A 26,932-nucleotide genomic window follows, 5' to 3' on the forward strand; every position below is an offset into this window, starting at 1 on the left:
GAAAATATTTTCATTTTTTATTCATATAGCATATTTATTATCAATCTATAACCGTCTAATAAATAACCAAATTCATCCATTTCCATAAGCTATATAATTTATAAAACATAAGCAAATGAATAAATATGCTCGTATTTAGGAGCAGTCTGTATAAAATTTTATTTCTCTAAAGTTTTAAATAGATTTTAAAAAGAAGCAAGCTTCTGCCTGCTTCTTTTATGAAATTATTTTCCTGCAAGTCTCTTATAGGTATTGTATCTTGCCTTCGCAGCTTTTTCTGCTTCTTCATAAAGCTCGTCAGCTGTTTCAGGAAAAGACCTCTTAAGTGAAGAATACCTTACTTCACCTTGGATAAATTCTTGGAAAGATGCAGATGGCTCTTTAGAATCTAATTGGAATGGATTTTTTCCTTCATCTTCTAGTCTTGGATCATATCTCCATAAATGCCAATAACCAGCTTCAACTGCTTGTTTTTCTCTGTATTGAGATTTACCCATACCAATTCTAATACCATGATTGATACAAGGTGCATATGCAATTATGATTGATGGACCATCATAGCTTTCTGCTTCTCTCATTGCCTTTAAACATTGGTTTTGATTTGCACCCATGGCCACTTGTGCCACATAAATATAACCATATGTGGATAGCATTAAACCCAAGTCTTTCTTTCTTACTTTTTTACCTGATGCTGCAAATTGAGCTACTGCTGCAAGCGGTGTGGCTTTTGAAGATTGACCACCTGTATTCGAATATACTTCTGTGTCAAAAACAAGGATATTTATGTCTTCTCCACTGGCTAAAACATGGTCTACACCACCATAACCAATATCATAAGACCAACCATCACCACCGAAAATCCATACAGATTTTTTAATTAAATAATCTTTTAAATCAAATATTTTTTCTAATAGACTACGTCCATTTTCAGAATCTACAGTTTCGTTCTTTAGTTTTAATATTTCAGCTGTCGCTTCTTTTGAACCTTTAACATCATCTTTGTTTTCAATCCACTTTTTAAAGGCTTCATTAAATTGAGTGTCGAGGTTTAAGCCTAGGAAGTTTTTCATATATACTTCTAATAGATACTTATTTGACTCTGTTGCAAGTTTCATGCCATAACCATACTCGGCGTTATCTTCAAACAAAGAGTTTGCCCATGACGGACCCTTGCCCTCACAATTTTTCGCATAAGAAACTGAAGGTGCACTTGCTCCCCATATTGATGAACAACCGGACGCATTAGCAACCAACATCCTATCTCCAAATAATTGGGTTATAACTGTTGCGTATGGAGTTTCACCACATCCTGCACAAGCACCAGAAAATTCTAGTAAAGGTCTCTTAAACTGACTGCCTTTAACCGAAGAATCATCCATGACATTTTCTTTATAACCCACAACTTCATGGGCGTAAGTCCAATTATCTTTCTCTTTTTCAACTTCTTCTTCGAAAGGTTTCATAATCAAAGCTTTTTGAGGAGCAGGACATACATCTGCACAGTTGCCACAACCTGTGCAATCAAGTGGTGATATTTGGATTCTAAAATCGTAACCTTCTAGTCCCTTACCTATAGCCTTCTTTGTTGCAAAACCAGCTGGAGCCTTTACTTTTTCTTCTTCTGTTACTAAAAATGGTCTAATGACAGCATGTGGGCATACAAACGAACATTGGTTACATTGGATACACTTATCTATTTGCCATTGAGGTACATTTAATGCTACTCCTCTTTTTTCGTATTGGGTTGTCGCTGTTTCCCATGCACCATTATCAATATCTTTAAAGGCAGAAACAGGGATTTCATCTTCTTTTTGCTCTTCCATTGGCTTAACAATATTTTTGATAAAGTCAGGTAGTTTTACTTCCTCCTTTATCTCATCCTTTGCACTTACCCATTCGTCTGGAATTTCAATTTTTTCATAAGCACTTGCCCCCATGTCAACAGCCTTGTTATTCATCGCAACTATGTCTTCGCCTTTATGACCATAGGCCTTAACAATAGAATCTTTTAAGTATTTCATAGCATCATCTGTGTCTATTACCTTGGTTAGGTTGAAAAAAGCTGATTGCATAATCATGTTTGTTCTTGAACCAAGACCTATTTTCTCGGCTATATGGCTGGCATCAATTATATAAAAGTTGATTTTATGTTTGGCAAGATATCTCTTCATTGATCCAGGTAGACGCTCTGCTAATTCTTCTTTTGGCCAAACGGTATTTAATAAGAAAACACCCTCATCTTTAAGACCTGCGAGAAGGTCATAATTGAATACATAAGCTTGTTTTGAACAAGAAATGAAATCAGCCTCATCTAGTAAATATGTCGAAAGAATTGGTTCCTTGCCGAATCTTAAGTGGGATACTGTTAAGCCTCCCGATTTTTTTGAATCATAATCAAAGTAGGCTTGAACATACATATCAGTATTATCGCCAATAATTTTAATAGCTTCCTTATTAGCTCCAACTGTACCATCAGAGCCAAAACCCCAAAACTTGCATCTTGATTGACCTTCATGCCTAATTCTCAATTCAGTTCTTTGAAGTGATTTATTAGTTACATCATCATGGATAGCAAGAGTAAAGTCTTTTTTCATCTCACATTTAAGATTATTAAATGCCGCCTCAATATCAGCTGGAATAGTATCCTTAGATCCAAGACCAAACCTACCACCTATTATTTCCGGTTTATTCTTTTCGTCGTAAAAGGCTGTAACAACATCCTTATAAAGTGGTTCACCCTCAGCACCTTTCTCCTTAGTCCTATCTAAAACCCCTATTTTTTTGACAGTTTTTGGTATTACCTTTAATAAGTGTTCTTTAGAAAATGGTCTAAATAGATGGACTTCAACCAAGCCTATTTTTTCATCATTTTTCCTTAATTCATCAATAGTTTCTCTAATGGTTTGGCACACAGAGCCCATAGCTATAAGAATTCTTTCTGCATCTGGTGCACCATAATAATTGAATAGCCTATAATTTGTACCTATTAAATCATTAATTTTATCCATATAATCTTCAACAATACCCGGTACTTGTTCATAAATCATATTTGAAGCTTCTGTCGCTTGGAAGAAAATATTTTTTTGAGCAGTACCCATAGTCTTTGGTCTTTCTGGATTTAATGATGTATTCTTAAAGAACCTAACTTGGTTATAATCAACAAGAGGTGCTAGATCTTTATAGTCCCAGACATCAATTTTTTGAATTTCATGACTGGTCCTAAACCCATCAAAAAATTGCAAGAATGGAAGCCTTGCTTTAATAGCTGATAGGTGGGCAACAGCCCCTAGGTCCATAACTTCTTGTACCGAATTTGCCGCCATCATGGCTACACCTGTTTGCCTTACACTCATGACGTCAGAGTGGTCTCCATATATTGATAAGGCATGAGTTGCTATTGTCCTGGCTGCAACGTGAAAAACTCCAGGTAGTCTTTCACCAGCGATTTTATAAAGGTTTGGAATCATTAATAAGAGACCCTGGCTTGATGTATATGTAGTAGTAAGGGCGCCGGCTCCTAGTGAACCATGCATAGCGCCAGCAGCACCTGCTTCAGATTCCATTTCTTTAACTATAACTTCCTTGCCAAATATATTTTTCCTGCCATTGGCAGCCCACACGTCAACGCACTCAGGCATTGGTGAAGAAGGGGTTATCGGAAATATAGTTGCTACTTCAGTAAATGCATAAGAAATATGTGCCGCAGCCGTATTTCCATCCATTGTTTTTTTAGATCTTTTAATTGTCATTTCAATCCTTCCTCTCTTTTATAATTTATAATGCATATAAAGAGATTAATTTCATCTCTTAATTTTATTATATAGGAAAAAGTTATCCTTGACAAATTTTTCAAAATAAAAAAATAGGAGTTAACCCCCTATTTTTTCTGATTTATCTACAAGTCTTTCTGGATGGAAAATGCTATCAGTCATTATTCTTGCAGCATTATATCCAAAAGCTTTTTCTCTTTGATTCATGGCAGCAACTTCAATAATAAGTGCAATATTTCTACCAGCCCTTACAGGCACAACTAGATGAGGTAGCTTAATGCCGAGTAGTTCGATGTAGTGCTCATCAATCCCAAGCCTATCATATTCATAATCATCTTTCCATTGCTCAAGCTCAATTACCATATCAACTTCTGTCTGAAGCTTAATTGCTCCCGAACCATAAAGTCTACGAACGTTTATTATACCAAGACCCCTTAATTCCATAAAGTGCCTAATGTTTTCTGGAGCTTCACCTACAATTTTTTTATCAATCGCAGTTATATCTACCATATCATCGGCAACTAACCTGTGACCTCTAGTTACAAGTTCAAGAGCAGTTTCAGACTTACCTACTGAGGACTTGCCCATTATCAAAACTCCTATACCAAATATTTCTAGAAGCTCACCGTGAACATTTGTTGTCGGTGCTAATTGATATTCGAGTTGGTCTGATATATCTGAAATCAATTTAGTAGTCTTGGCAGGTGATCTTAAAAGAGTGATATTATAATATCTCGCCAAATCAACTATATCTTCATTTATTTCCTTATTATTAGAAAAAATTACTGCTGGTATAGCATAAGACAAAATCCCCCTAAATCTTTCGTATTGCATCTTGCTATCCAGACTTGTTAGATAGTTATACTCTACAGTTCCTATAACCTGGAGTCTTTTATAAGGAAATTCTTCCATGTAACCAGTAAGTTGCAGACCCGGTCTATTTACATCAGCGTTTTCTAGAACAATTTCCTTATAATCTGTCGAAGCGCTAATAATTTCGAGTCCTAAATTTTCTACAACCTTATAAAGTTTAATTGTCTTATGGTTTACTCCGGAATTAACTTCCGTTATCTGTTCACTTTTATCATTAATATCAAAAACTTCTGTCATCAACTATCCTTTCAGCCTAAAAAATTTGTATATCTCAACAGCTGCTTCCTTGCCTACAAGAGGAACTTCCATCAATTCTTCAATACTAGCCTTTTTAATATTAGAAATAGTCTTAAAATGCTTGTAAAGATTTGCCTTAATCTTTTTACCCACGCCCTTTATATCATCAAGTTCAGATTTTTTCATCGACTTTCTCATTAGAGACCTGTGGTAATTTATAGCAAACCTATGGGCTTCTTCCTGAATTTCATAAATCAATTTATAAACTGGGTCTTTTCTTCTAATTTGAATCTCATCGTTATTATAAATAATGCCTCTTGTGGTATGCTTATCATCTTTAACAAGACCAGCTACTTCAACGTCAATATTCATCTGTTTAAAAACTTCTTTGGCGATAGAAACCTGCCCCCTACCACCATCCATCAAAATCAAATCAGGTAATTTACCAAATCCTGTATGGGTACTGCCTTTGGCTATTTCTTTTTTTGCATTTGTAAACCTTCGAATCAACACTTCTCTTAAAGAAGCATAATCATCTGGACCTTCTACTGTTTTAATTTTAAATTTCCTATATTCCTTAGGAGCAGAAATCCCATTTTCAAAAACTACCATCGATCCAACAGACTGTACACCAGAAGTATTCGAAATATCATAAGCTTCAATCCTATTAATTTTGTCAACATTTAAAATTTCTTTAAGTTGGTTTAGCCCTGAAGACTTATTTCTCTCTTTCCTATCAATTCTTTTTTCATGTTTAATACGCATGTCTTCAGCATTTCTTGCAGCCATGGTAATAAGTTCAAACTTCTTGCCCAATTTGGGTTGATGGATTTTAACCTTGGAGCCTTTTTTCTGATTAAGAAAATCGGTTATTGATTCCAAATCACTAGGCAGGGTTTGGACAAGTATCTCTTTTGGTATAAAAATCAAATCTAAGTAGAATTGCTTGATAAAGGACGAAATAATATCAGCTTCTTCTTCCGCAAATTCATTTTTAATGATATAGTGTTCTCTATCGACAATATGCCCCTTACGCATAAAGAAAACTTGAACAACTATAATTGAAACACCCTTGCTAATAGCGATAATATCGACATCATCACCAGTTGTTTCCGTCACATTTTGTCTTTCAGAAAGAATTGAAAGTGCCCTATAATAATCCCTGTACTTAGCTGCCATTTCAAAATTCAGTTTAGCACTTTCTTCATTCATTCTTTCTAGAACCTTATCAGAAATTTTTCTATCTTTTTTATCAAGAAACTGCCTGACATCATCCATCTTACTTAGGTAGGTGCTTTCATCTTCTTCGCCAATACACGGACCCTTACACTTTTTTATAAAATAATTTAGGCATGGCCTATCAAGACTCTGACCCCTATCAAAATTCAAATTACAAGTCCTAAAGGGGTAATAGTCATGAAATAAATCTATGGCATCATTAACTGCATAGGCATCTGGATAGGGCCCAAAATAATCTGCCCCATCCTTATGAACTTGCCTTACCTTTTGAATCCTGGGGAATTTTTCTTTATTTATTTTTATATAAGGGTATTGTTTGTCATCTCTTAAAACAATATTGTATTTTGGTCTATTTTTCTTTATGAGGTTAGACTCAAGAACCAAGGCCTCAACTTCATTTTGAACAATTATATATTCAAAATCAGCAATATGACTTACCATGGCAAGAACCTTGGCGCCCTTGTTTTTATTATTGTCAAAATACTGTCTGACCCTATTTTTTAGAGAAATAGCCTTACCAACATAAATAATTTCCCCATCAGCATTTCTCATTATATATACACCAGGTTTTTCTGGTAGTTCTTTTAATTTTTCCTTAAGTTCTTTGTGACTCAAATTTCCTTGCAACTTTCTTTTAAGTATTCTAAATCATGACCATCTAAATATGGACTTAGAAGTTCATAGCATTTCTTGTTATAAGCATTAAGCCAGTCAATTTCTTCTGTAGAAAGCATTTCAATTTTAATTGGTCTAGTGTCAATTGGTACATAGGTTAGAGTTTCAAACTCGAGAAAATGACCGAACTCATTATCAAATGCTTTTTTTACATGAGCTTCACTCTCAATTCTAATTCCATGGCTATTTTCTATATAAAGACCAGGCTCAATTGATGTTGTCATGTTTTCAACAAATTCAACTTCATTTCTTTCTGAAATTGCCTGTGGACCCTCATGAACAGTAAGGACAAAGCCGACTCCATGACCAGTTCCATGGAAGAAGTCTTTTCCGGCCTTCCATAATGGATATTTAGCTATCATATCAAGTCTGGTACCCTTAGTCTTATTCTTAAACTTAGCCAAAAATAAACTTAAGAAAGATTTCAAAACCAAAGTATAATCAATTTTTTCATCTTCTCTAAGGCTACCAAGAGCTATGGTCCTAGTAATATCAGTTGTTCCTTCTTTATAGTGGGCACCTGAATCAACAAGGATCATTCCCTCATCTCTTAATGTTTTTGAACCAGTTTTTGAAGGCGCATAATGAACTATTGCTGCATTGTCTTTATAACCAGCTATAGTTTCAAAAGAATCTTCTATGAAACTTTCATTTTGAGCCCTCAAATCATGGAGCTTGTTTGATGCAACTAATTCATTTAATGACCCTGTCTTAGCTCCAACTTCTAGCCAGTTAAAGAATTTTACAAGACTTACCCCGTCAATAATATAAGCTTTTTTAATACTTTCTATTTCTGCATCAGTTTTTACAGCCTTCATATAGGTAGTTAGGTTAATTCCTTGGGTGATTTTTACATTTGCATTAATAGCATCATAAATAGCCACATTTGTCCTTGCAGGATCAAGGTAAATCCTATTTTTCCCAGGAATATTTTTTAACAAACTATAAATATATTCATAAGAATAAATGCTGATACCATTTTCTTCCAAATATTCGCGAACATTTCCAGCAATCTTTTCTTCATCAATACATAAACAAGCCTTATCTTTAGAAATAAGCATATAGGAAAGAATAACCGGATTATAAGCTACATCATTTCCTCTAATGTTTAAGAGATAACAAATATCTTCTGGTGCACCAATGAAGGTGTAATCACAATGGTTTAAAGCCATTTTTTCTCTTAGGATATCAAGTTTCTCTTTTAGACTTAAGCCGCAATATTTTTCATCGTGAATCCACGCCTTATCTTGTGGTAGGGCTGGTCTATCAGTCCAAATTTTAGAGATATAATCAAGGTCTGAAACCAAAACTCTCGCACCCATATTTTCTGAAAGGTTCTTGTAACCTGTCACAGAATAACATTCTCCATCAAAACCAATTTTTCCAAACTCAGCTATATTTTCGTCTAAGTATTCAACAATACTTGGATAACCTTCAACTCCCATCTTCATTAATTCAAATTCAGAGCCTTCCAGTTCTTTTTGGGCTTGCAAGAAGTACCTGGAGTCTGTCCATAACCTAGCTTCTTTTAATGTTATTACTGCTGTTCCTGCCGAGCCAGTGAAACCTGAAATAAATTCTCTTGTTTTATAATGATCTGCTAAATATTCTGATTGGTGAGGATCTGATGTTGCAACAATGTAGGCATCAATTTTTCTATCTCTCATCAAAGATCTTAATTGTTCTAATCTTTTATTTATACTCATCCTTATCTCCTAATCTTTAAATTAAGCAAGACTACTTGCTCGAGCTTATAGTAATATTTTATCACAGTTTAATATTATTTCTACATATCATTATACCAGACTTTAGGACCTATTTTAAGATTGATGAAGATTGATTTTTTCTTTAAATCCATTATAATATAATAGTTATAAGAATAAATAAAAAGAGAGAGTGAATGAGATGAAACTAGGAATAGTCGGCCTACCTAATGTTGGCAAGTCAACATTATTTAATGCCATAACAAAAGCAGGTGCCCTCGTAGCAAACTACCCTTTTGCTACTATTGACCCAAATGTTGGTCTTGTTAACGTACCTGACAATAGATTAAATGTGCTGTCAGAAATGAGCAATTCAAAAAAAATAGTCCCTGCTGTTGTAGAATTTTACGATATAGCTGGCCTTGTAAAGGGAGCTAGTAAGGGTGAAGGACTTGGTAATAAGTTTTTATCAAATATCAGAGAAACTGACGCTATTGTAGAAGTTTTAAGGTGTTTTGATGACCCAAATGTGACCCATGTAGATGGTTCTGTTGACCCACTAAGAGATATAGAAACTATTAACCTTGAACTAATCCTTTCTGACCTTGAACTTGTTGACAAGGTTTTGGAAAAGAAAAGAAAAGTAGCTAGGGCTGACAAAAGCGCCAGATCCGAAGTAGAAGTTTTAGAAAAAATTGTTGCAGTACTTGAAGAAGGAAAATCTGCAAGAATCCTTGACTTAAACAATGAAGAGAAAAAACTTTTAAGATCCTACCAACTCCTATCTACCAAACCAATTATTTATGTATGCAATGTAAATGAAGATGATGCCGCTGATGACGGTGCTAGCAATAAATATGTAGAAATGGTTCGTGACTTTGCTAAAAGTGAAGGAGCAGAAGTTTCTGTTGTATCTGCAAAAATCGAGCAAGAAATTTCAGAATTAGAAACAGAAGCAGAAAGAGAAGAATTCCTTGCCATGATTGGACTTACAGAATCTGGTACAGATAGGGTAATTAGAGACTCCTATAAGACTTTAAACCTCATATCCTACCTAACAACCGGTGAAGTTGAAACCAGAGCTTGGACAATCACAAAAGGTACTCGTGCCCAAGATGCAGCAGGAAAAATCCACTCAGATATAGCACGTGGTTTTATTATGGCAGATGTTATTTCCTATGATGATTTAGTAGCAGCTGGTAGTGAGGCAAAAGCTAAAGAAGCTGGTAAACTACGAATGGAAGGAAAGGACTACATCATGCAAGATGGAGATGTAGTGGAATTTAAGTTCAATGTTTAAGAAAATGATAAAAAGACAAGGTAAGTTAATTGTCCACACAGGATCAATGTTTTCAGGCAAAACAACCTCCCTCTGGAGAGAGCTTTACAGGATGACAATAGCAAATTACAAAACAGTAGCCTTTAAACCATCAGTTGATAACAGAGATAGTGATAAAAAAATTGTCTCTCATGATAACTTATCCCTAGATGCAATTAAGATAGAAAATCTAAATGAAATTTTGGACTACGTTAAAAAACATGAAGTAGATGCAGTCGGTATCGACGAATTACAATTTTTTCCAAACGAGCCTAGTGAAGTAGTTGACATTTTTAATAAACTCATGGCAAAAAATATAACCATAGTCATTTCTGGTCTTGATATGGATTACAGGGCTAAGCCTTTTGAGATTATAAAAGAAATAATGCCCCTAGCAGATGAATTAATAAAACACCACGCTATTTGTGCATCATGTGGTGAAGACGCTTGGGCATCCTACAGAAAATCTAGTGATGATTCAAGGATACAAATAGGTTCAAAGGATGTTTACGAACCCCTATGTAGGTCTTGCTATAATGAAAAAATGGCCGAAAGAGAAAAAACAAAAAATCAAATAGAATTGAATTTAGGCAAGTAAAAAATCTACCCAGTTGGGTAGATTTTTTTAAAACTTATAATTCTTTATAAATTCGAGGTCAGACTCTGTTAATTTATATTTTGATTGGTCTGTTATAACTTCAGGACCATCCTTGTGAATTATTAGTTGGTGTTCAAATTGACTAACTTTTGATCCATCAACAGTCCTTGCAGTCCAGCCATTACTATCAAGTTTCATACGCCAATCGCCTATAGCTATCATTGGCTCAATGGTAAAGACCATTCCTACTTCGATCCTTGGTCCTCTACCAGCCTTGCCGTAGTGTGGTACTTGTGGGTCTTCATGCATTTCTTTGCCGATACCATGACCAATAAAGTCACGTATAACAGAAAATCCATTTTCATCTTCTACACATTCTTGAATGGCAGCACCAATATCACCAATCCTATTTCCTGGCACAGCAACTTTTATTGCCCTATTTAAGGCTTCTAGGTTTACATCTACAAGCTTTTGATCAGTTTCACTCATCTCGCCTATGGTATAAGTCCAACAAGAATCAGCTAAGCCTCCATCTAAGTTGACAACATTATCAATTGATAAAATGTCTCCTTCTTTAAGAGGTTTATTTGTTGGATAGCCGTGGCAAATCTCATCATTTACTGATGTGCAAAGAGTAAATGGAAAACCCTGATACCCTAATTGTGCTGGTATTGCCTTTTTATGGTCTACGATAAATTTATTAGCAAATTTATCCAAATCATTTGTTGTTAGACCTGGTCTTATTACTTCCCTTAAGGCAAGGTGAGTTTGACATAAAATCTCAGCTGCCTTTCTCATTTTTTCAAAATAAGTTTCGTTATAAATTCTAATCAATATTCCACTCTCCTAAAAAGGACGCCTTGGCGCCCTTCATCTTATAGTTGTTTACTTGCTATATAGACATATTTGTCGTCATTAAGTTCTGGTTTAATTTCCCAATTTGAACCCATAGAAATACTTTCACCTAATTTGTCGATGTAGTACATAATAATACCTGCATCAAGTAGGTTTGCATTTCCCTTATAATCTTCAATGTATAGTTTGATTAAGTCATCAACAAGGACAAATCTCCATGGTTGAGCATTATAAGCTGATGGTGCAAATCTCGCATAAGCGAAAATCTCATCAAGTCCTCTTTGTTCAAGATCTTCATTTGTTGCTTTATTTTCTAGATCATCAATAAATACAAATTCACCAATACCCTTTCTGTCATCAAACTGATGTTCTCTAACAGTTGTATCTACAGGATAGCCTATAGCTAGAAGTAAATTAACTTCTCCTTTTTCATAATTAAATACAGATTTTTTAATGTCTTCCCCTACATCTCCTACTGTAATCCAGCAGTTTCCGATGCCCATTTTGTCAAGCTCTGTTATTATTTCTTCTACCCCATAAGCACCTTTAACCAAGCTTGATGGGTTGTCATTTAAAGTGTTTAAAGCAAGATAAGCTGGAGCTTTTATCATTATTCCTTTGTATCCAGCCTTGCCATCAAGAGCCTTATAAACTGCTTCTCCATCAGTTTGAACTATAAAAGCAAGGTCATCCTTACCAAGTTTTATAATTTCAGAATCAATTATATTTTCAAGCTTTTCTAAATCAGCTTTTTTAAGATCCACATCCTTGAAATCTCTTGTTGAAGTTCTAGACTTTAAAAATTGTGTTGTAAGCATATATTCCCCCATATTTATATTCTACTGCTTCTATTATACTATACCTACATTCTATTTTATCATATTTTTCAAAAAAATATATGGTATCATATTAATATGAAGCTAACTGACATACAAAATAGGGCAGCAAATTTTATAGATGGACCCTGTCTAGTCCTTGCAGTTCCTGGCGCGGGCAAGACTACCATGCTTCTAGAAAGAGTAAAAATTTTAAGTAAAATTACTTCGCCAAATAAAATATTAACCTTAACTTTTTCTAGAACCCAAGCTATAGATATGAATAACCGTTACACAGGTGACGATACAAATATCATGACCATTCATGCTTTTTGCTACCTTATTATTAGAAATTACCTAAAAAAATTTCATAGAGAGTTAAGATTATTAGAATCAACTGATACCTACAATAAATACGACTTAGTTAAACGTATATACCAGGATATTAATAATAAAAAGCCATCTCGAGAAGATATTTTGAATTTTTTCACAGAAACATCTTACATGAAAAACGCTATGCTTGATGAGTCATATTTAAAAAAAGTTAGGATAAAAAATATTGAGAAAGTCTACCAAACCTATGAAAATTTCAAGAAAATAAATAACTACATAGATTTTGATGATATGCAAATCCTAGCTCTCAAGCTTCTGGAAGAAAACCCAAGGCTCCTAAAATCCATCCATCAAAAGTATGAATATTTTCAGCTAGATGAAGGCCAAGACACTTCCCTATTGCAATTTAAGATTCTAAAAGAAATTGTAAACCTAAATAATAATTTTATGGTTGTTGCAGATGATGACCAGTCAATTTACTCTTTTAGAGCGGCTGATCCTGAGTATCTTTTAAATTTTAAGGCCTATTATCCTAGGGCTGAAATCATAATTATGAACGAAAATCATAGGTCAAGCAAAAATATTTCGACTCTTGCAGGAAATTTTATTAAAGAAAATAAATTTCGCTATGAAAAAGAAATCATTAGCAAAAAAGATAAGGGGGATAAAATTATTATTAAAACCCTACACGATTCCTATGATCAATACAATTTTATAAGAAAAAATATTGATAACGACAAAACCAACGCGATTTTATTTAGGAATAATATCTCAGCTATAAACCTTGTCAGTTTTTTACTTGAAGATGGGATTGATTTTTCTATAAATGATGATTTCCTAGATTTCTTCAAATCTCAAATTATAGATGATATATTCGATATAATCAAATTTTCTGAGGATTTTAATAATGTAAGCGCCTTTGAAAATATTTATTATAAGATAAAAACTTTTATCAAAAAGACGGAGATTGAAAAACTTAACACTAAGCCTCTTAACCAAGATGTCTTTGATTTTTTTTATAACTTTATAGACTATGATAGAAAAAATTCTCTATATGACATAGAAAAAAAGCTAAAGCACTTAAGAAACCTTCCCCTATCGAGGAAAATTTCCTACATTTACAAATATATGGGCTATAAAGAATACGCCTCCCTAAAGGCAAACAAGTTTGCAGAAGAAGTTATTAACAAGGATTTATTTATTGAAAGTCTAATAAATTTCACCCAGGACCTTGAAACAATAGGAGATTTTGATAAGAAAGTTTTGAGCCTTAAGAAAAAAATTAAAATAATAAGCAAATCTAGCATCATTCTTCAAACTATCCACAGGTCTAAGGGACTCGAGTATGATAAGGTCTTCGTGGTCGATTTAAATAAAAATGAATTTCCTATAATCGACTACGAGAAAGATCCAATAAAAAACTTAGAAGAAGAAAGAAGGATTTTTTATGTAGCTATGACCAGGGCTAGGGATAATTTATACATCCTAGCAACCAAAAAGAGAAATAATAAAAAAGCCTTGCCTTCTGAATTTTTTACAAGAATAAAATATTTAAACAAATAAAAAATCGTCCTTTGGCATGGGCGATTTTTTATAATATGATTTCTTATTTTTCCAAATAGGATAAAATTTTTCCGATAAGGTACAAGGACCCACACCAAAGAACTAAGTCTTTATCCTTGGCTTCTTTTAAAGAAAATTCAAAGGCTTGCTTGTTATTTTCAATTACATGAATGTCTTTAGCATAAGCTTTTGCTTCTTCGTCTATTATTTGTGTATCAAGCGCCCTTGGATTGTCATCAATATGGGTTATGATAAGTTCATCAGCAAGACCTGCAATCTTTCTTATAATATCTTTATGGTCCTTATCTTTTAGGATTGAAAAACCTACTATTAACTTGTCATAATCAAACTTTTTAAGACTAGCTAATAAGGCGTCAATTGATTCTTTATTATGAGACCCATCTAAGAGCACTCGTGGATTTGTAGAAACCAAGTCAACTCTACCTGGATTGTAGGTTTCTCTTATCCCATCTTTGATATCATCTTCGCTGAGGTTGAAGTCTTTTTTGAAATAATCTAAAACCATAAGGGCAAGGCTTGCATTATAAATTTGGTGCTCACCCCTAAGATTTGTTTTTAAATTTTTATAAGATTTAAAATCAAAAGTATTTCCAACGTTAGAAGAATCTTTTATATTTATTTCATCTTTTTCGAAGGTGAAAAGTTGAGCTCCTACGGCTTTGGCTTTCTCTTTTATAACCTCAAAGGCAACTTGGCTTGTTTGTGGATATACGAATACAGGTCGGTTCTTTTTTATAATACCTGCCTTGTTTGCAGCAATTTCTTCAATAGTAGATCCCAAAACATTCATGTGATCCATAGAAATAGAGCAAATTACTGATGCAAGAGGACTTTTTATAATATTAGTAGAATCAAGACTACCACCGAGGCCAACTTCTATCACAGCCACATCTACCTTTTGCTCATAAAAATAAAGATAAACCATAGCAGTTAAAAATTCAAAATAAGTTATGTGGTAACCTTCTTCATCACATTTTTCTGCAACTGGGCGAATCCTATCCATAAGGTTGCAAAAATCTTCATCGCTTATATCTACACCATTAATCGAAATTTCTTCATTTATCCTAACCATATAAGGTGAAGTGAAAATCCCACACTTAACTTTTTTACCGAGGACATTAGCAAGCATCTTTGCTGTAGAGCCCTTACCATTTGTCCCAGCAACATGGATAGTTTTTATCTTATCTTGGGGATTGTCAAAGGCTTCCATAACTTTTCTTATATTTCTAAGAGTGTGGTCTTCACCAGAAGATCCCCTCCCATATAGATAATCTAAATAATCGTCAAAATTTTTCATATTTCCTCCAGAAACTTTATAAGTTTATTTTACCATATGTTATAATAAAGGGAGGAGATTTTATGAAAAGAATACAAATAATTGATACTGTTAGAGGCCTTACCATAATTTCTATGGTCCTCTTCCACTTATTTTACAATATAAACTACTTTCGGACCCTAGATTTTTATAACGGAACTGTTTTTAATAGGATTTGGCAACTGTCAATTGCTTTGTCATTTTTTCTCATTTCGGGGATAACTTCTAGCTTTTTTAATCCTAGAAAAAATTTCAAAAGAGGTCTCAGTACAAGTCTAATCGGTTTTGCAATTACCATAATAACCTTTCTTTTTGCCAAAGACCAGTTGATTATTTGGGGAGTTTTAAATGGACTTGGCCTATCAATGATAATCGCTGGTTTGATACAAAATTTAATTAACCCTAAACTATGGCCAGTTTTCCTACTTGCCTTTGCCTTTTCCTACAAAATTCCAGCCGGACTTTTATGGGATAATAGTTTTTTTAATGGTCTTTACCAAATGAATTTATTTCCTATAGGCTTTCCATCATTTGACTTTTATTCAAATGACTACTTTCCATTAATTCCTTGGCTATTCGCCTTTTTGGCTGGACTTTCTCTGGGGAAATATTTACATAAGAAAAACTTTTTCAACTTTGACGTCAAAGAAAATTTCCTTGCAAAAATCGGAAGACATTCGATGCTTATTTACATCACCCACCAAATAATCCTCTATCCCTTGGTTAGCCTAATCTATAAGTTAACTTTGTGATGTAAGTTGATTTTTGTCCATATAGGCTTATAATAATATACAATTAAATACAAGAAGAGAAAATTTAAGTGGAGGAAAATTTATGGACCGTATAAAAAAATATAAAGAGCACTACCCAGCATCTTATTTTATACTTGCATCTATCATAACCCTCGTTCTAGTTTATAAGTTTGGTTATGCAATAGGAAAATTTGTAGCACATCTTGGATTATAACTATTACTTTAAGATATTAAGTTAAAAATACTAATAAAAATGCCCTTAGAATCTATATTCCAAGAGCATTTTTTTAGTTAAATTCGATTGTATATTCTTCTAATAATGGATTTATCTTTAGAATTTCTACTATAGCTTCCTTAGTCTTTTTGTCAGCTTCTTGTAAAAATCCCTTTTCTTCAAGGTCTTTTTCTATCTTTTTCATTTCATCTTTCCTAAAATCAGAAAAATCCTTCACTTCCAATTGATTAAATATTGAATTTTTTTCGTCAAAAATTGTTAAGGAATTTTCATCGATTACATGGTTAAGGATTTCTGCTTTAGGTACTTGGATACTAATTTTTTTATCCTCCTTATTTAAGGTGACCTGAATATCATTTAGATTTATCCCAGCATTCACCTCTCCATCATAAGATATTATAAATTTCTTTTGGGTAAATGGTAATTTCATACCGTAGAATTCGGCTTGATTTTCAAAAGAACCTACATTTGTGTACTTATACTTAAGTGTAGTTAATTCCTTAACTGAGAGGATTTGATTTTTAATTATTTCTGATGAAATTTTTGTTTCTGAATTTTTAAGACTGCTTTTCATTCCAAAAAAGTATGAAGCAAAAATTAAAATCACAGCTGTAAACAATCCAAGAATTAATTTCTTAGCTTTTTTCATTTTATCTCCCCTTTTTATTAATTTATGGTAACTTTACCTTATTTTATTGAAAATGTCTATTTAAATTTAGCTTTTACATAAAAAATCGGCATATTCTTATTTCTAAATTTTCTTTCATATTCTGTTACAATAGACTTTTCTTCGGCAAGATTTCTATTAACCTCTATTATTTCCATGCCAAATTCTTGAAAATATGCTAAAGATCCTTCAAAAAAATCTTCGTTATCTGTTTTTAGCTCTAGTTCAGCCCCACTTTTACAAATAACTTGGTATAATTTTAAAAAATTTTGGTGGGAAAGTCTTCTCTTGTTGTGACGTTTTTTAGGCCATGGAGTAGAAAAATTTAGATAAAGCTTTGAAATCTCATTTTGTTCAAACATATCTATGAGGTCTTCAGCCTTACCGACAATCCCATATACATTTGTTAGTTCATTTTCTTCAATTTTTCTACAAGCAGCTACAAAGGCATTTGTATTCATCTCCAAAGCTAAGAAGTTTTTGTTACTTTCCATTATAGCCTTACCTACAATAAACTCTCCCTTACCTGCTCCTATCTCTAATTCTATTTCATTTTTATTTTTAAATAAGTCTTGCCAAGCGCCCTTATGATTTTCTGGATCAAAAATAATGTATGGGCTTTCTTGCATGGTGGGAATTGCATTTGGTTTGTGTCTTAATCTCATAAATTACCTCATAAAAAAAGGAAGTCGCCTTTAGCGACTGTCCTATATAGTTTTTTCCTCGCCCCAAAATCCAGCACCAACTGTACCTGGTCCTAGGTGGGCACCGACTGTAGTTCCAATCTCGTGGATACTTATGTTGCCTGTATAATCAGGCAAAAGTTCATTTAACATTGATTTTAATTCTTCAGCATCTTCCTTTGAATGAGTATGAACTATAAAAATCTCATTAAGATAAGGAAAATCTTTAATTAATCTCTTAGAAATTTGCTTGGCAAGAGATTTCATCGCCTTTTTCTTTGTTCTAATCTTATCCCTTACAATAAGTTTCCCTTCAAGGTTAACTTCTATAATTGGACAAATATTTAAAAGATTTCCAAAAGAACCTGCGGCTTTTGATAATCTTCCACCCCTAACTAAATATGTAAGGTCAGATGTAAAAAATAAAGCATTAACATTCGCCCTATTTTTTGTAGCCCAGTCATAAACCTCATCAATAGTCTTTCCTTCATTTCTTTGCTCATTTAGAGCAAGAAGCAAAACACCTTGGCAAGCAGTAGCTGTCAAACTATCTAAAATTAAGATTTTTCTTTCAGGATATTTTGTCTCTAACTCTTTTTTTGCCATCAGTGCTTGTTGGTACTCACCTGTAATTCCAGATGATAAGCACATATGAAGGATATCCTTACCTTCCTTAAGCAAATCTTCAAAATAATTTATATATCTAACATAGGTGATTTGGCTTGTTGTTGCCACAGCACCATCTATCATAGCCTGATAGAAATCATCTAGCGAAAGAGTTTTTCCTAAATCATCCATATACTCTTTGCCATCAATCTGGTAAGGAAAACTAATCCATTTTATATTTTCTTTTTCTAGCTCTTCCCTACTAATGTCAACAGTCGAAGTAGCGCTTAGTATAAAATCACTCATATTTACCTCTCATAAATCCAAATTACATCATACTTTTTATTAAGATAAATTCAATTTCTGAGAAACTTCTTATCAATTATTAGACCTACGATGAAGGCAATAACAGCTGGCATAACCCAAGCAAAACCTGTTTCATAACCCGGAAGGCTATTATTAGCATAATCTAGGATCTTAAGTACCATAGGTGCTTTACTAATAAAATCTGGAGATGTTTTTAAGAAATCCAAAAATGCAAAAGCTGCTGTAACTGCAAGGCTTAGCTGGTAAACAAATTTTCTTTTGCCCATAAAGATAGAAATAATAGAAATAGCTATTAGTACTATCGATATTGGGTAAATAAACATTAATACTGGCAATGATAAGGTGATAATTTGTTTTAATCCAAGATTTGCTATTAATAGTGAAACAGCAGAAAATATTACACAATATGTCTTATAGGAAATCTTGTTTTTTATCATCTCTTCAAACATTTCAGAACAAGCTGACACAAGTCCAATAGCAGTTTTTAAGCAGGCAACAAATACAATTATTGATAAAAGTATATGGCCAAGACTGCCTAGGTAATGCTCAGATATTTGTGATAAAATTACAGCACCATTAGCGAAATCATCAAGGATGTTTGCAGAAGCACCACCCATAAATGAAAGTCCCGCGTAAATAATTGACATTGCTAATAGGCAAACCAAACCTGATTTTAAGGTTTCAAGTGCCATTGACTTTTTATCTGTCACTCCTAAGTCCTTAATATTAGAAATTATTATAATAGCAAAAGCTAGTCCTGCTGGTGCATCTAAGGTGTTATAGCCATCGACAAATCCAACTGCAAGAGCATTTGACAAATACTTGGCAGTTGGCAAATTCATACCAACTGGTCCCATAGGTTTAAATATTGTAAAAATCAATAAAATTGATAACAAAATTAAAAATAAGGGAGTCATAAACTTACCAATAGTATCGATTAGTTTTGCTTTTTTGATTGAAAAATACAAAACCAGAGCAAAAAATACCAAGGAGAATATTAAAAGTCCGAAAGAATTATAAAAACTCTCGTTTCCTTCAAACATTACTTCATAAGTAGTAGTTGCCGTCCTTGGAATGGCAAAGCCAGGACCTATTGTTAAGTATAATAGTGTTGTAAAAAAGTAAGCAAATTTACTTCCTGCTGCCTTTGATAGGTCAAATAAACTTTCACTATCACTTGCCGCAGTTGCAACAACAGCAAGGATAGGCAGACTTACTGCCGATAACAAAAATCCAATTGTTACTAATGAAATATTGGCTCCAGATCTTTGGCCAAGTTCTAAGGGGAAGATTAAGTTTCCAGCACCAAAGAATAAGCCAAAAAGTAAGGAGCCAATTAATAAGTTTTCTGATAAAGTTAATTTTTTTCTCATATCTAACCCCTAAAGTTTTTTATATGATACACCTTTATCAGTTAATCTGCAATTACTTATAATGAATCAACGTATTTTTTTACATCAGGACCAACTAAAATTTTTCCATCATCCAAGAAAAGAATAGGCCTTTTTACAAGCATTCCATCTGAGGCAAGTTTTTCATATTTTTCCTCAAGGCTCATTCCATCAAGCTTATCTTTTAGATTTTCTTGTCTATAGATCATGCCAGAGGTATTAAAAAATCTTTTAATATCATAGTCTGTTGCCTCATGCCATTTTTTTATTTCTTCCTTAGTTGGGTTATCTTCCTTAATATCCCTTAATTCATATTTTAATTTTTTCTCATCCATTGTTTTTAAAACACCCTTGCAAGTTGAGCACTTGCTATAGCAAATAATTTTCATATTTCCTCCTTTTATTCTTTAATATTTTACCCATAGTCCTCTTAAACTAACCTAAGCAATTTTATACTTACTTATTTTATACAAAAAAATTTATTTCTCTCCAATTTTTCCCTTATCAGCAGCCATTATCGCGAGTATAGATGTGATAATGAAATTCCCCTTGCTAAAGCAAGTGTACCTGCTTTCCCAGTGTGTTGCATACTTGGATTTGTAATTTCTAAGCCCCTTAAATGGATATAAACTATCTGCATATTTAAATATAAAGGAAGCAATCCTTTCAGATAAATAAGCAGATTTATAGATTCCAACATTAGATAGGGGCGCCATTCCCAAATTAAAATACTTGTAATTATTTTCTTGGGCATAGATAAACAAGTTTAAAAATAAATAATCCATCATAGAATTAACATTCATATCCGTATCATAACGCATCAGATCTATAGTCATTATTTTATCATCATAATTTGGCATCAAACTCGTAAAAGCTGTTATTTCTTTGTTCTCATCAAGCACAAAAGCTATACTAGAATCATTTAAGTAGGATATATCAAAAAATCCTAAGGAAAATCCTTTTTCTTCCCTACCCTTTAGCCACTTATCGGAAATGATTTTAAGCCTATCGAGAGTTATATCATCAAAGGGTGGGGTTACAATTTTAAATTCATACCCATCTTTTTCAAACCTATTTAAAATATTACGCAGACTAGATTTTTTTCTTCCAGCCAAACTAAATTCTCCTAGGTCTAGAAAGGCATTTTCTCCAAACTTCATAAAATCGTAACCATAATCGTGAAGCAAGAAGGTAAATTCCCTGCCCACTTCATAAAAAATAGGATTTAAGGATAAGACTTCACACTTCTTTATAAATTCATTTAAGCCTTCTTCGAGAAATTCCTTATTGCCAATTGGCTCACCCATTACTATTATCTTATTATTTACAACTTGATATATGAAGGCCAAGAGTCTTTTATCATCTTTTTTATAATAATAAATATACTTATCCCCAAGTAGCCCTAGACCAGCGGATGTTGAAGAATTTAAATTATTTTCCTTCAAAAATTCCTTATATATCTTTAGGTCAGGATTTTCTAAAAACTCATCATGGCCTTTCATATACAAGAGAATCATCCTTAAGGCAAGAGCCATGGCAAAGAATGTAAGGGTAAAAAATATAAATTTATATGTTAATGGAATGGTTAAAAGAGGTCTAGTCTTAAATGTATTTTTAAAATAAATTATTATCCAAAAACCACCAAAGACAAGATCAATTAAAACTTCCTCCATACTATAAATAAAGCTTTCTTTAACTAGGGTTTCCCTTGTAAAATATGTCAATAATGCCATTATTATTAGTGGGATGAGAGATATAAATGTCTCACCTACCAAATAGAGATAAATTCCAGTAAAACCTATTAAAAAATAAAGAATTTTTTCTATTCTTTTCTGTCTTGCAAAAGAAAGTCTTGATGCTACTATAAATAGAAAACCTGTCATTAGTTCGGCAACGGACCTAAACAACCCTACTGTGACATAAGAAAATTCATTAAATGGAAAATAGGATAAAAATCCACCAACATCAGCACTTAATATAAAGACCAAGCCATAAAAGCCTATAAAAACAGAATTTATTTTTTGAATAGCCTCTTTAAAAAGTCTTGCTGCAATTTCGCCATAATTTTCCTTAATTTTTATAAAAAATCCCTTGAACTTCAAGAATACCTTAAAGAAAAAACCCAAGAGGGCAACGCCAAGTAAAACCCTGACCCATATATTCAAGGCAGATTTGGCTATATAATAAAGTGAAATTGATATTATAGATAATATTAAAATATTTATTATTCCCTGCCTATATTCTTTTATTTTTTTCATAAGTCTCCTTTCAAAAATTCATATACTAACTTATTAAATATTTCAGGTGATGTCCTTGCCAACCTATGTCCTTTGTTTTTAATAATCACTAGCCTCGAATTTTTAATATTTCTAGCAATTTTTTTAATATGGGATATCCTTATTAAATCTCTAGATCCTACTAATATTAAAGTGTCCTTATCAATATTCCTCAAATCTTTTATATCAATTTTTAAGTCTGTTAACAAAAGGTTGGCTACTCTCTTATTCCTTTTAAAAAAAGGCAGAATCGACCACAAAATATTTTCCAAAACCATTATGACTTTTGCAGGAAAAGTTATACCCTTAAATCTAGCATTCGGTGCGTTTAAAATCATCTTATTAATCTTATCTGGGAATAATTTATTAAAAATCAAACAGAGGTTTGCCCCATCAGAAAAACCTAAAAGGTTAGCTTTTTTTATGCCCATTTGGTCAAAAACTTCATTTAAATCATTTGCCAAAAGGTCAAAGTCTAGTCTTCCCTTTGTATTTGTAGAAAATCCATGATCTCTAAAATCTATCAATATAAGGTGAAAATACTTTGATAAGTAACCTATTTGATATTCAAAATAAGTCATATCTCCATCATTGCCATGAAGAAGAAATAAATCTTCACCAGAACCATATTCCTTATAGTATATCCTTGTCTTATCTTTCAGAATTATTTCATTTCCCATAAGTACCTCTGCCTATATTATATCCTATTGTAAGTAAATGTTATAAATAAGTGAATAATATTTTTTATCTTGTATGATATTTAAAGGAGGAAATTATGAAATTTAATTATAGATATAAAGAAATAAACCAAATTAATTTTGCCTTTAAAGATAAAAATGAACTTGAATTTTTTAAGGGTGATAAAGGAGAAGTCCTTGCTTTTCATGGGAAAATAATCCTAGGTCTTGGTGAAGAGGATAAGTTTAATAAAGAAATTTTTAAGGAAGCTATTTGCAGTTTAGGAAAATTCCTTAAGGACAAAGACGTAAAAGAGATTTCAATAAAGGAAAACTCAACAGGTCTTGATGATAAAGATTTTGTCCTTAGCTTAGCAGAGGCACTTATTGTTTCTTCATATGACTTTAATTATTATAAGTCAGATAAAAAAGAAAATTTATTTGAAGTTGTTAATTTAGATGAAAGCTTTAATGAGTTTGAAGCTGATGTAGACGAACTTCAAAAAGTTCTATGTGGCCAATTTTTAACTCGTGACCTTGTAAACCTTAGATCAAATGACATTTATCCAGAAACTTTAGCTCAAAAAGCATCTGAAAACTTATCAGACCTTGGTGTTAAGGTGAAAATTTACGGAAAGAATGAAATTCTCAATATGGGCTTAACTGCCTTTTATGAAGTAGCAAAGGGTTCAGATAAGGAGCCTAAGTTCATAGTTATGGAATATTTCCATGGTCAAAAAGATAAGGCACCTCTCGCTCTTGTTGGCAAGGGTCTTACCTACGATGCTGGTGGGTATTCTATCAAAACATCAAATGGTATGAAAACCATGAACTCTGATATGGGTGGGTCTGGCTCTGTTATTGGTGCCATGAAAGCAATAGCACTAAATAAGTTAGAAGTGAATGTCGTTGCAATAGTTGCTGCTTGTGAAAACCTAATTTCAGGCAGGGCTTATAAACCGGGCGATATAATAAAAGCTCGCAATGGTATGACAATCGATGTAGATAATACAGATGCTGAAGGAAGAATCACCCTAGCTGATGCTGTAAACTACGCTGCTACAGAGTATAAACCAGCTCTTATAGTGGATCTTGCTACCCTTACTGGTGCTGCTATTGGTGCACTTGGCGAAACTTATACTGCTTCTATTACAAATAACGAAGAAGCCTTCAAAAAAGTTCTTCAAGCAAGCAAAAAAGTTGATGAAAAGATTTGGCTTTTACCAAATGATCCATTTTATAAAACTTACAATGAATCAGAAAATGGCGATGTGAAAAACTCAGGTGGACCAAAGGCAGGCTCTATAACTGCTGGTCAATTTATAGAAAACTTCGTTGAAGCTTATCCTTGGGTACACTTAGATATAGCAGGAACTGCTTACCTATCAGCTCCACAAGGTATTAACAGCAAGGGAGCTACAGGAGTCCATGTTAAGACTCTCTATGAATTAGCTAAAGAATTTTAAGAAAATAAGCCCCTCTTTCTGGTTTTCCCAACAAAGAGAGGCTTATTATTTTTGGATTTTATACGCCAAGGTAGGCTGCTTTTACGTCAGGATCAGATTTTAAATCTGAAGCCTTTCCTTCTTTTACAATTTTTCCAGTCTCTAATACATAGGCTCTGTCGGCTATATCAAGAGCTAGATTTGCATTTTGTTCAACAAGTAAAATAGTTCTGCCTTCTTCTTTTAGAATTCTGATTGTCTCAAAAATCTTATCTACGAATAAAGGCGAAAGTCCCATGGAAGGTTCATCTAACAAGAGTACCTTTGGATTTGTAAGTAGGGCTCTTCCCATAGCTAGCATTTGCTGTTCACCACCAGAAAGTGTGCCTGCCTTTTGATTTTTCCTTTCCTTAAGAACTGGAAAAAGCTTGTAAATTTTTTCTAATTCTGCCTTAAGTTCATCAGGATTTAGCCCTGCAGAAATTGATCCGAGTTTTAGGTTGTCCTCTACTGAAAGACCCTTGAAAACTCTTCTTCCCTCTGGGACTTGGGCAAGGCCCTCCCTAGTGATTTGAAAAGCCTTTTTCTTCTTTATTGATTTATCATTAAAGTATACATCCCCTTCTTGAACAGCTAAAAGTCCAGAAATGGTTTGAAGGGTAGTAGTTTTACCTGCACCATTGGCACCGATTAAGGAAACTACCTCGCCTTCCTCAACCCTAAGGCTAATTCCCTTTAATGCCTTGATGTTTCCATAAGAAACACTTAAATTTTCTATTCTTAAAATACTCATTCTTTCCTCTTTCTAGCTTCCAAGGTAGGCCCTTACAACTTCTTTATTTGAGATAACTTCTCTTGGATTGCCCTGGGCTAAAATTTCGCCATAATTTAAAACTATAAGTCTATCGGTAATACCTAAAACAAGGTTCATATCATGCTCTATAAGCAAGATTGATACACCAGTATTTTCTCTTATTACTCTTATTGAATCCATCAAATCTTGAGTTTCAGACTCATTCATTCCTGCTGCAGGCTCATCTAGCAATAAGACCTTAGGACGAGTTGCCATAGCCCTAGCTATTTCTAGTTTTCTTTGGGCACCATATGGGAGAGATCCCGCGAGGGTCATATAATATTTTTCCAAATCAAATAGTCTAAGGATATCTTTTGCCATTTTAGTTGCTTCTTTTTCTTCCTTCCAATAAGATGGAAGTCTAAACATACCAGTTAAAACTCCGTATTCCATATATTGGTTCATGGCAAGTTTTACATTGTCAAGGACAGTTAAGTTATCAAACAATCTTATATTTTGAAAAGTTCTTGCAACTCCAAGTTTGGACAATTTGTCAGGTGAAGTTCCATTTACTTTTTTTCCATCGAGAATAATTTCCCCACTTGTAGGTGTATATACACCTGAAAGCATATTAAAAAGTGTAGTCTTGCCTGCACCATTTGGTCCAATCAATCCTAAAAGTTCGCCTTTTTTAATTTTGAAACTTACATCCTCTACTGCCTTAAGTCCTCCAAAAGAGATGCCAAGTTTATTTATTTCAAGAACATTTTCGCTTACTACTTCCTTACTATTCACCTTCAACATCTCCCTTCTTATACTTTTCTAGCTTTAATAACTTTCTTAAGGAAAATTCCTTTCTACCTAACAACCCTTGTGGCCTATAAATCATAACAGCAATTAATATAACAGCATATATTACCATTCTCCACTCTGCCATTGGTTTTAATACCTCTGGCAAAATTGTAAGTCCAATTGTTGAAAATATAGCGCCTGTCATTGATCCCATACCACCTAATACTACCATTACTAAGTAGTCAAAAGATTTATTATAATTGAAAATATTTGCTGCTAAAACTCCAAAGCTTTGTGCATACAAAGCTCCTGCTACGCCCGCAAATAAGGCTGATAAAGCAAAGGCAAAAGTTTTGTATTTTGTTATATTGATACCACAACTTTCCGCAGCTAGTTCATTATCTCTTATAGATAAGACAGCCCTACCATGTCTGCATGAAGCATAGGTAAAAATCATGGTAACTAGAAAGGCTGCTACCAAGAAATATTTGCCAAAATCATGGGTGGTAGGTATCCCTGCTAGACCTTGGGCACCACCTGTAAATGATAGATTTTCAATTAAAACCCTTATAATTTCACCAAAAGCAAGGGTAACTATAGCTAGATAATCTCCAGTAAGTCTTAAAACAGGTAAACCTATTAATATTCCGAATACTGTTGCAACAACACCAGCTATGATCAAACTTAAGAAGTATCCTAAAAATCCTCCAACTAAACCTGACTTTAAAAATAAGGCCGCAGCATAGGCTCCAATTGCCATAAAGCCAGCGTGTCCTAAGTTAATTTGTCCCAAAACACCTACTGTCAAGTTTAAGGATGTTGACATTATTATATTGATGCAAATCAATATCAAAATATTTTGCCAGTACCTGTTTATTATTCCCCCACCTATAAGTCCTTGGATGATGACGAAAAATAATATTACTAAAGCTGTTGTGATAAGATAAGTTTTCTTTTTATTTGTAGACATGTA

23 protein-coding genes are annotated in these 26,932 nt (G+C 33.3%); 6 read left to right on the forward strand and 17 right to left on the reverse strand.

The features are described 5' to 3' along the window. Positions 1-224 precede the first annotated feature (224 nt). From nifJ to HMPREF1630_RS05020, 4 genes are all read right to left on the reverse strand, one after another. Positions 225-3,749: a pyruvate:ferredoxin (flavodoxin) oxidoreductase gene (gene nifJ, locus HMPREF1630_RS05005; protein ID WP_037327634.1), complete on the reverse strand. Its 3,525-nt coding sequence runs from the start codon at positions 3,747-3,749 to the stop codon at positions 225-227. A gap of 120 nt (positions 3,750-3,869) precedes the next feature. Beyond that, complete coding sequence (hprK, locus tag HMPREF1630_RS05010) at positions 3,870-4,880, reverse strand: HPr(Ser) kinase/phosphatase (protein WP_156095808.1); 1,011 nt, start codon at positions 4,878-4,880, stop codon at positions 3,870-3,872. Positions 4,881-4,883: 3 nt separating this feature from the next. Next, complete coding sequence (uvrC, locus tag HMPREF1630_RS05015; RefSeq protein WP_037327637.1) at positions 4,884-6,734, reverse strand: excinuclease ABC subunit UvrC; 1,851 nt, start codon at positions 6,732-6,734, stop codon at positions 4,884-4,886. Next, entirely contained in the window at positions 6,731-8,500 is a 1,770-nt protein-coding gene (locus HMPREF1630_RS05020; protein WP_037327639.1) for an aminopeptidase P family N-terminal domain-containing protein, read from the reverse strand. The genes uvrC and HMPREF1630_RS05020 overlap by 4 nt, the downstream gene beginning before the upstream one ends. Positions 8,501-8,699: 199 nt before the next feature. On the opposite strand from HMPREF1630_RS05020, the gene ychF reads away from it, so the two are divergent. Continuing rightward, positions 8,700-9,797, forward strand: a complete 1,098-nt coding sequence (gene ychF, locus HMPREF1630_RS05025; RefSeq protein WP_037327641.1) for a redox-regulated ATPase YchF — start codon at positions 8,700-8,702, stop codon at positions 9,795-9,797. Then, positions 9,790-10,413 carry a thymidine kinase gene (locus HMPREF1630_RS05030; protein WP_197049864.1) on the forward strand — a complete coding sequence of 208 codons (624 nt, stop codon included), beginning with the start codon at positions 9,790-9,792 and terminating at the stop codon, positions 10,411-10,413. Before ychF ends, HMPREF1630_RS05030 begins: the two co-directional genes overlap by 8 nt. Positions 10,414-10,440: 27 nt before the next feature. On the opposite strand, the gene map is transcribed toward HMPREF1630_RS05030, so the two are convergent. Both map and HMPREF1630_RS05040 read right to left on the reverse strand, forming a co-directional pair. Then, positions 10,441-11,247 (reverse strand): type I methionyl aminopeptidase, encoded by an 807-nt coding sequence (gene map, locus HMPREF1630_RS05035; RefSeq protein ID WP_004827623.1) that lies wholly within the window; start codon positions 11,245-11,247, stop codon positions 10,441-10,443. Positions 11,248-11,288: 41 nt separating this feature from the next. Then, entirely contained in the window at positions 11,289-12,086 is a 798-nt protein-coding gene (locus HMPREF1630_RS05040; protein ID WP_037327644.1) for a nitroreductase family protein, read from the reverse strand. Between the two features lie 96 nt (positions 12,087-12,182). On the opposite strand from HMPREF1630_RS05040, the gene HMPREF1630_RS05045 reads away from it, so the two are divergent. Continuing rightward, complete coding sequence (locus tag HMPREF1630_RS05045) at positions 12,183-13,979, forward strand: ATP-dependent helicase (protein ID WP_037327647.1); 1,797 nt, start codon at positions 12,183-12,185, stop codon at positions 13,977-13,979. A gap of 43 nt (positions 13,980-14,022) precedes the next feature. Here HMPREF1630_RS05045 and HMPREF1630_RS05050 read toward each other — a convergent pair whose 3' ends face one another. Continuing rightward, complete coding sequence (locus HMPREF1630_RS05050; protein ID WP_037327649.1) at positions 14,023-15,297, reverse strand: bifunctional folylpolyglutamate synthase/dihydrofolate synthase; 1,275 nt, start codon at positions 15,295-15,297, stop codon at positions 14,023-14,025. Positions 15,298-15,359: 62 nt separating this feature from the next. On the opposite strand from HMPREF1630_RS05050, the gene HMPREF1630_RS05055 reads away from it, so the two are divergent. Together HMPREF1630_RS05055 and HMPREF1630_RS09435 are read left to right on the forward strand one after the other, a co-directional pair. Continuing rightward, the gene (locus HMPREF1630_RS05055; RefSeq protein ID WP_037327652.1) at positions 15,360-16,067 is read left to right on the forward strand and encodes a heparan-alpha-glucosaminide N-acetyltransferase; all 708 of its coding nucleotides are present in this window, start codon (positions 15,360-15,362) and stop codon (positions 16,065-16,067) included. An 82-nt stretch (positions 16,068-16,149) separates the two neighbouring features. Then, on the forward strand, positions 16,150-16,281 hold the full coding sequence (locus HMPREF1630_RS09435; protein ID WP_004827634.1) for a hypothetical protein: 132 nt from the start codon (positions 16,150-16,152) through the stop codon (positions 16,279-16,281). Positions 16,282-16,354: 73 nt separating this feature from the next. Here HMPREF1630_RS09435 and HMPREF1630_RS05060 read toward each other — a convergent pair whose 3' ends face one another. From HMPREF1630_RS05060 to HMPREF1630_RS05090, 7 genes are all read right to left on the reverse strand, one after another. Then, complete coding sequence (locus tag HMPREF1630_RS05060; RefSeq protein WP_037327656.1) at positions 16,355-16,951, reverse strand: DUF4230 domain-containing protein; 597 nt, start codon at positions 16,949-16,951, stop codon at positions 16,355-16,357. Positions 16,952-17,007: 56 nt separating this feature from the next. Beyond that, the gene (gene trmB / locus HMPREF1630_RS05065; protein WP_037327659.1) at positions 17,008-17,634 is read right to left on the reverse strand and encodes a tRNA (guanosine(46)-N7)-methyltransferase TrmB; all 627 of its coding nucleotides are present in this window, start codon (positions 17,632-17,634) and stop codon (positions 17,008-17,010) included. Between the two features lie 42 nt (positions 17,635-17,676). Continuing rightward, positions 17,677-18,564, reverse strand: coding sequence for a DegV family protein (locus HMPREF1630_RS05070; protein WP_037327662.1), 888 nt, complete (start codon positions 18,562-18,564; stop codon positions 17,677-17,679). Positions 18,565-18,614: 50 nt separating this feature from the next. Next, positions 18,615-19,958 (reverse strand): branched-chain amino acid transport system II carrier protein, encoded by a 1,344-nt coding sequence (gene brnQ, locus HMPREF1630_RS05075; RefSeq protein WP_037327665.1) that lies wholly within the window; start codon positions 19,956-19,958, stop codon positions 18,615-18,617. Positions 19,959-20,014: 56 nt separating this feature from the next. After that, a complete protein-coding gene (locus HMPREF1630_RS05080; protein WP_004827644.1) occupies positions 20,015-20,365 on the reverse strand; it encodes a Spx/MgsR family RNA polymerase-binding regulatory protein in 351 nt (116 codons plus the stop codon). A gap of 90 nt (positions 20,366-20,455) precedes the next feature. After that, entirely contained in the window at positions 20,456-22,234 is a 1,779-nt protein-coding gene (locus tag HMPREF1630_RS05085) for a phosphatidylglycerol lysyltransferase domain-containing protein (protein ID WP_037327668.1), read from the reverse strand. Further along, positions 22,231-22,932 (reverse strand): alpha/beta fold hydrolase, encoded by a 702-nt coding sequence (locus tag HMPREF1630_RS05090; protein ID WP_037327671.1) that lies wholly within the window; start codon positions 22,930-22,932, stop codon positions 22,231-22,233. The genes HMPREF1630_RS05085 and HMPREF1630_RS05090 overlap by 4 nt, the downstream gene beginning before the upstream one ends. A 95-nt stretch (positions 22,933-23,027) precedes the next feature. Between HMPREF1630_RS05090 and HMPREF1630_RS05095 the strand changes: the two genes are divergently transcribed. Then, positions 23,028-24,395, forward strand: a complete 1,368-nt coding sequence (locus tag HMPREF1630_RS05095) for a leucyl aminopeptidase (RefSeq protein ID WP_052039374.1) — start codon at positions 23,028-23,030, stop codon at positions 24,393-24,395. A 58-nt stretch (positions 24,396-24,453) separates the two neighbouring features. On the opposite strand, the gene HMPREF1630_RS05100 is transcribed toward HMPREF1630_RS05095, so the two are convergent. From HMPREF1630_RS05100 to HMPREF1630_RS05110, 3 genes are read right to left on the reverse strand one after another with little or no spacing between them, the layout of a single operon-like run. Then, positions 24,454-25,167, reverse strand: a complete 714-nt coding sequence (locus HMPREF1630_RS05100) for an ABC transporter ATP-binding protein (RefSeq protein WP_004827652.1) — start codon at positions 25,165-25,167, stop codon at positions 24,454-24,456. Positions 25,168-25,179: 12 nt separating this feature from the next. Further along, positions 25,180-25,971, reverse strand: a complete 792-nt coding sequence (locus HMPREF1630_RS05105; protein ID WP_052039375.1) for an ABC transporter ATP-binding protein — start codon at positions 25,969-25,971, stop codon at positions 25,180-25,182. Next, positions 25,955-26,929 carry a branched-chain amino acid ABC transporter permease gene (locus HMPREF1630_RS05110; RefSeq protein WP_037327677.1) on the reverse strand — a complete coding sequence of 325 codons (975 nt, stop codon included), beginning with the start codon at positions 26,927-26,929 and terminating at the stop codon, positions 25,955-25,957. Before HMPREF1630_RS05110 ends, HMPREF1630_RS05105 begins: the two co-directional genes overlap by 17 nt. Between the last annotated feature and the right edge of the window lie 3 nt (positions 26,930-26,932).

This window comes from Anaerococcus lactolyticus S7-1-13 (assembly GCF_000758765.1).
In the GTDB taxonomy this organism is placed as follows: domain Bacteria; phylum Bacillota; class Clostridia; order Tissierellales; family Peptoniphilaceae; genus Anaerococcus; species Anaerococcus lactolyticus.

What these genes read in the sequence shown, in the direction of transcription:
- nifJ (WP_037327634.1), bottom strand. Translation starts at nt 3,749, where the DNA reads ATGACAATTAAAAGATCTAAAAAAACAATGGATGGAAATACGGCTGCG.
- hprK (WP_156095808.1), bottom strand. Translation starts at nt 4,880, where the DNA reads ATGACAGAAGTTTTTGATATTAATGATAAAAGTGAACAGATAACGGAA.
- HMPREF1630_RS05020 (WP_037327639.1), bottom strand. Translation starts at nt 8,500, where the DNA reads ATGAGTATAAATAAAAGATTAGAACAATTAAGATCTTTGATGAGAGAT.
- ychF (WP_037327641.1), top strand. Translation starts at nt 8,700, where the DNA reads ATGAAACTAGGAATAGTCGGCCTACCTAATGTTGGCAAGTCAACATTA.
- HMPREF1630_RS05030 (WP_197049864.1), top strand. Translation starts at nt 9,790, where the DNA reads ATGTTTAAGAAAATGATAAAAAGACAAGGTAAGTTAATTGTCCACACA.
- HMPREF1630_RS05040 (WP_037327644.1), bottom strand. Translation starts at nt 12,086, where the DNA reads ATGCTTACAACACAATTTTTAAAGTCTAGAACTTCAACAAGAGATTTC.
- HMPREF1630_RS05045 (WP_037327647.1), top strand. Translation starts at nt 12,183, where the DNA reads ATGAAGCTAACTGACATACAAAATAGGGCAGCAAATTTTATAGATGGA.
- HMPREF1630_RS05050 (WP_037327649.1), bottom strand. Translation starts at nt 15,297, where the DNA reads ATGAAAAATTTTGACGATTATTTAGATTATCTATATGGGAGGGGATCT.
- HMPREF1630_RS05055 (WP_037327652.1), top strand. Translation starts at nt 15,360, where the DNA reads ATGAAAAGAATACAAATAATTGATACTGTTAGAGGCCTTACCATAATT.
- HMPREF1630_RS09435 (WP_004827634.1), top strand. Translation starts at nt 16,150, where the DNA reads ATGGACCGTATAAAAAAATATAAAGAGCACTACCCAGCATCTTATTTT.
- HMPREF1630_RS05060 (WP_037327656.1), bottom strand. Translation starts at nt 16,951, where the DNA reads ATGAAAAAAGCTAAGAAATTAATTCTTGGATTGTTTACAGCTGTGATT.
- trmB (WP_037327659.1), bottom strand. Translation starts at nt 17,634, where the DNA reads ATGAGATTAAGACACAAACCAAATGCAATTCCCACCATGCAAGAAAGC.
- HMPREF1630_RS05070 (WP_037327662.1), bottom strand. Translation starts at nt 18,564, where the DNA reads ATGAGTGATTTTATACTAAGCGCTACTTCGACTGTTGACATTAGTAGG.
- brnQ (WP_037327665.1), bottom strand. Translation starts at nt 19,958, where the DNA reads ATGAGAAAAAAATTAACTTTATCAGAAAACTTATTAATTGGCTCCTTA.
- HMPREF1630_RS05080 (WP_004827644.1), bottom strand. Translation starts at nt 20,365, where the DNA reads ATGAAAATTATTTGCTATAGCAAGTGCTCAACTTGCAAGGGTGTTTTA.
- HMPREF1630_RS05085 (WP_037327668.1), bottom strand. Translation starts at nt 22,234, where the DNA reads ATGAAAAAAATAAAAGAATATAGGCAGGGAATAATAAATATTTTAATA.
- HMPREF1630_RS05090 (WP_037327671.1), bottom strand. Translation starts at nt 22,932, where the DNA reads ATGGGAAATGAAATAATTCTGAAAGATAAGACAAGGATATACTATAAG.
- HMPREF1630_RS05095 (WP_052039374.1), top strand. Translation starts at nt 23,028, where the DNA reads ATGAAATTTAATTATAGATATAAAGAAATAAACCAAATTAATTTTGCC.
- HMPREF1630_RS05100 (WP_004827652.1), bottom strand. Translation starts at nt 25,167, where the DNA reads ATGAGTATTTTAAGAATAGAAAATTTAAGTGTTTCTTATGGAAACATC.
- HMPREF1630_RS05105 (WP_052039375.1), bottom strand. Translation starts at nt 25,971, where the DNA reads ATGTTGAAGGTGAATAGTAAGGAAGTAGTAAGCGAAAATGTTCTTGAA.
- HMPREF1630_RS05110 (WP_037327677.1), bottom strand. Translation starts at nt 26,929, where the DNA reads ATGTCTACAAATAAAAAGAAAACTTATCTTATCACAACAGCTTTAGTA.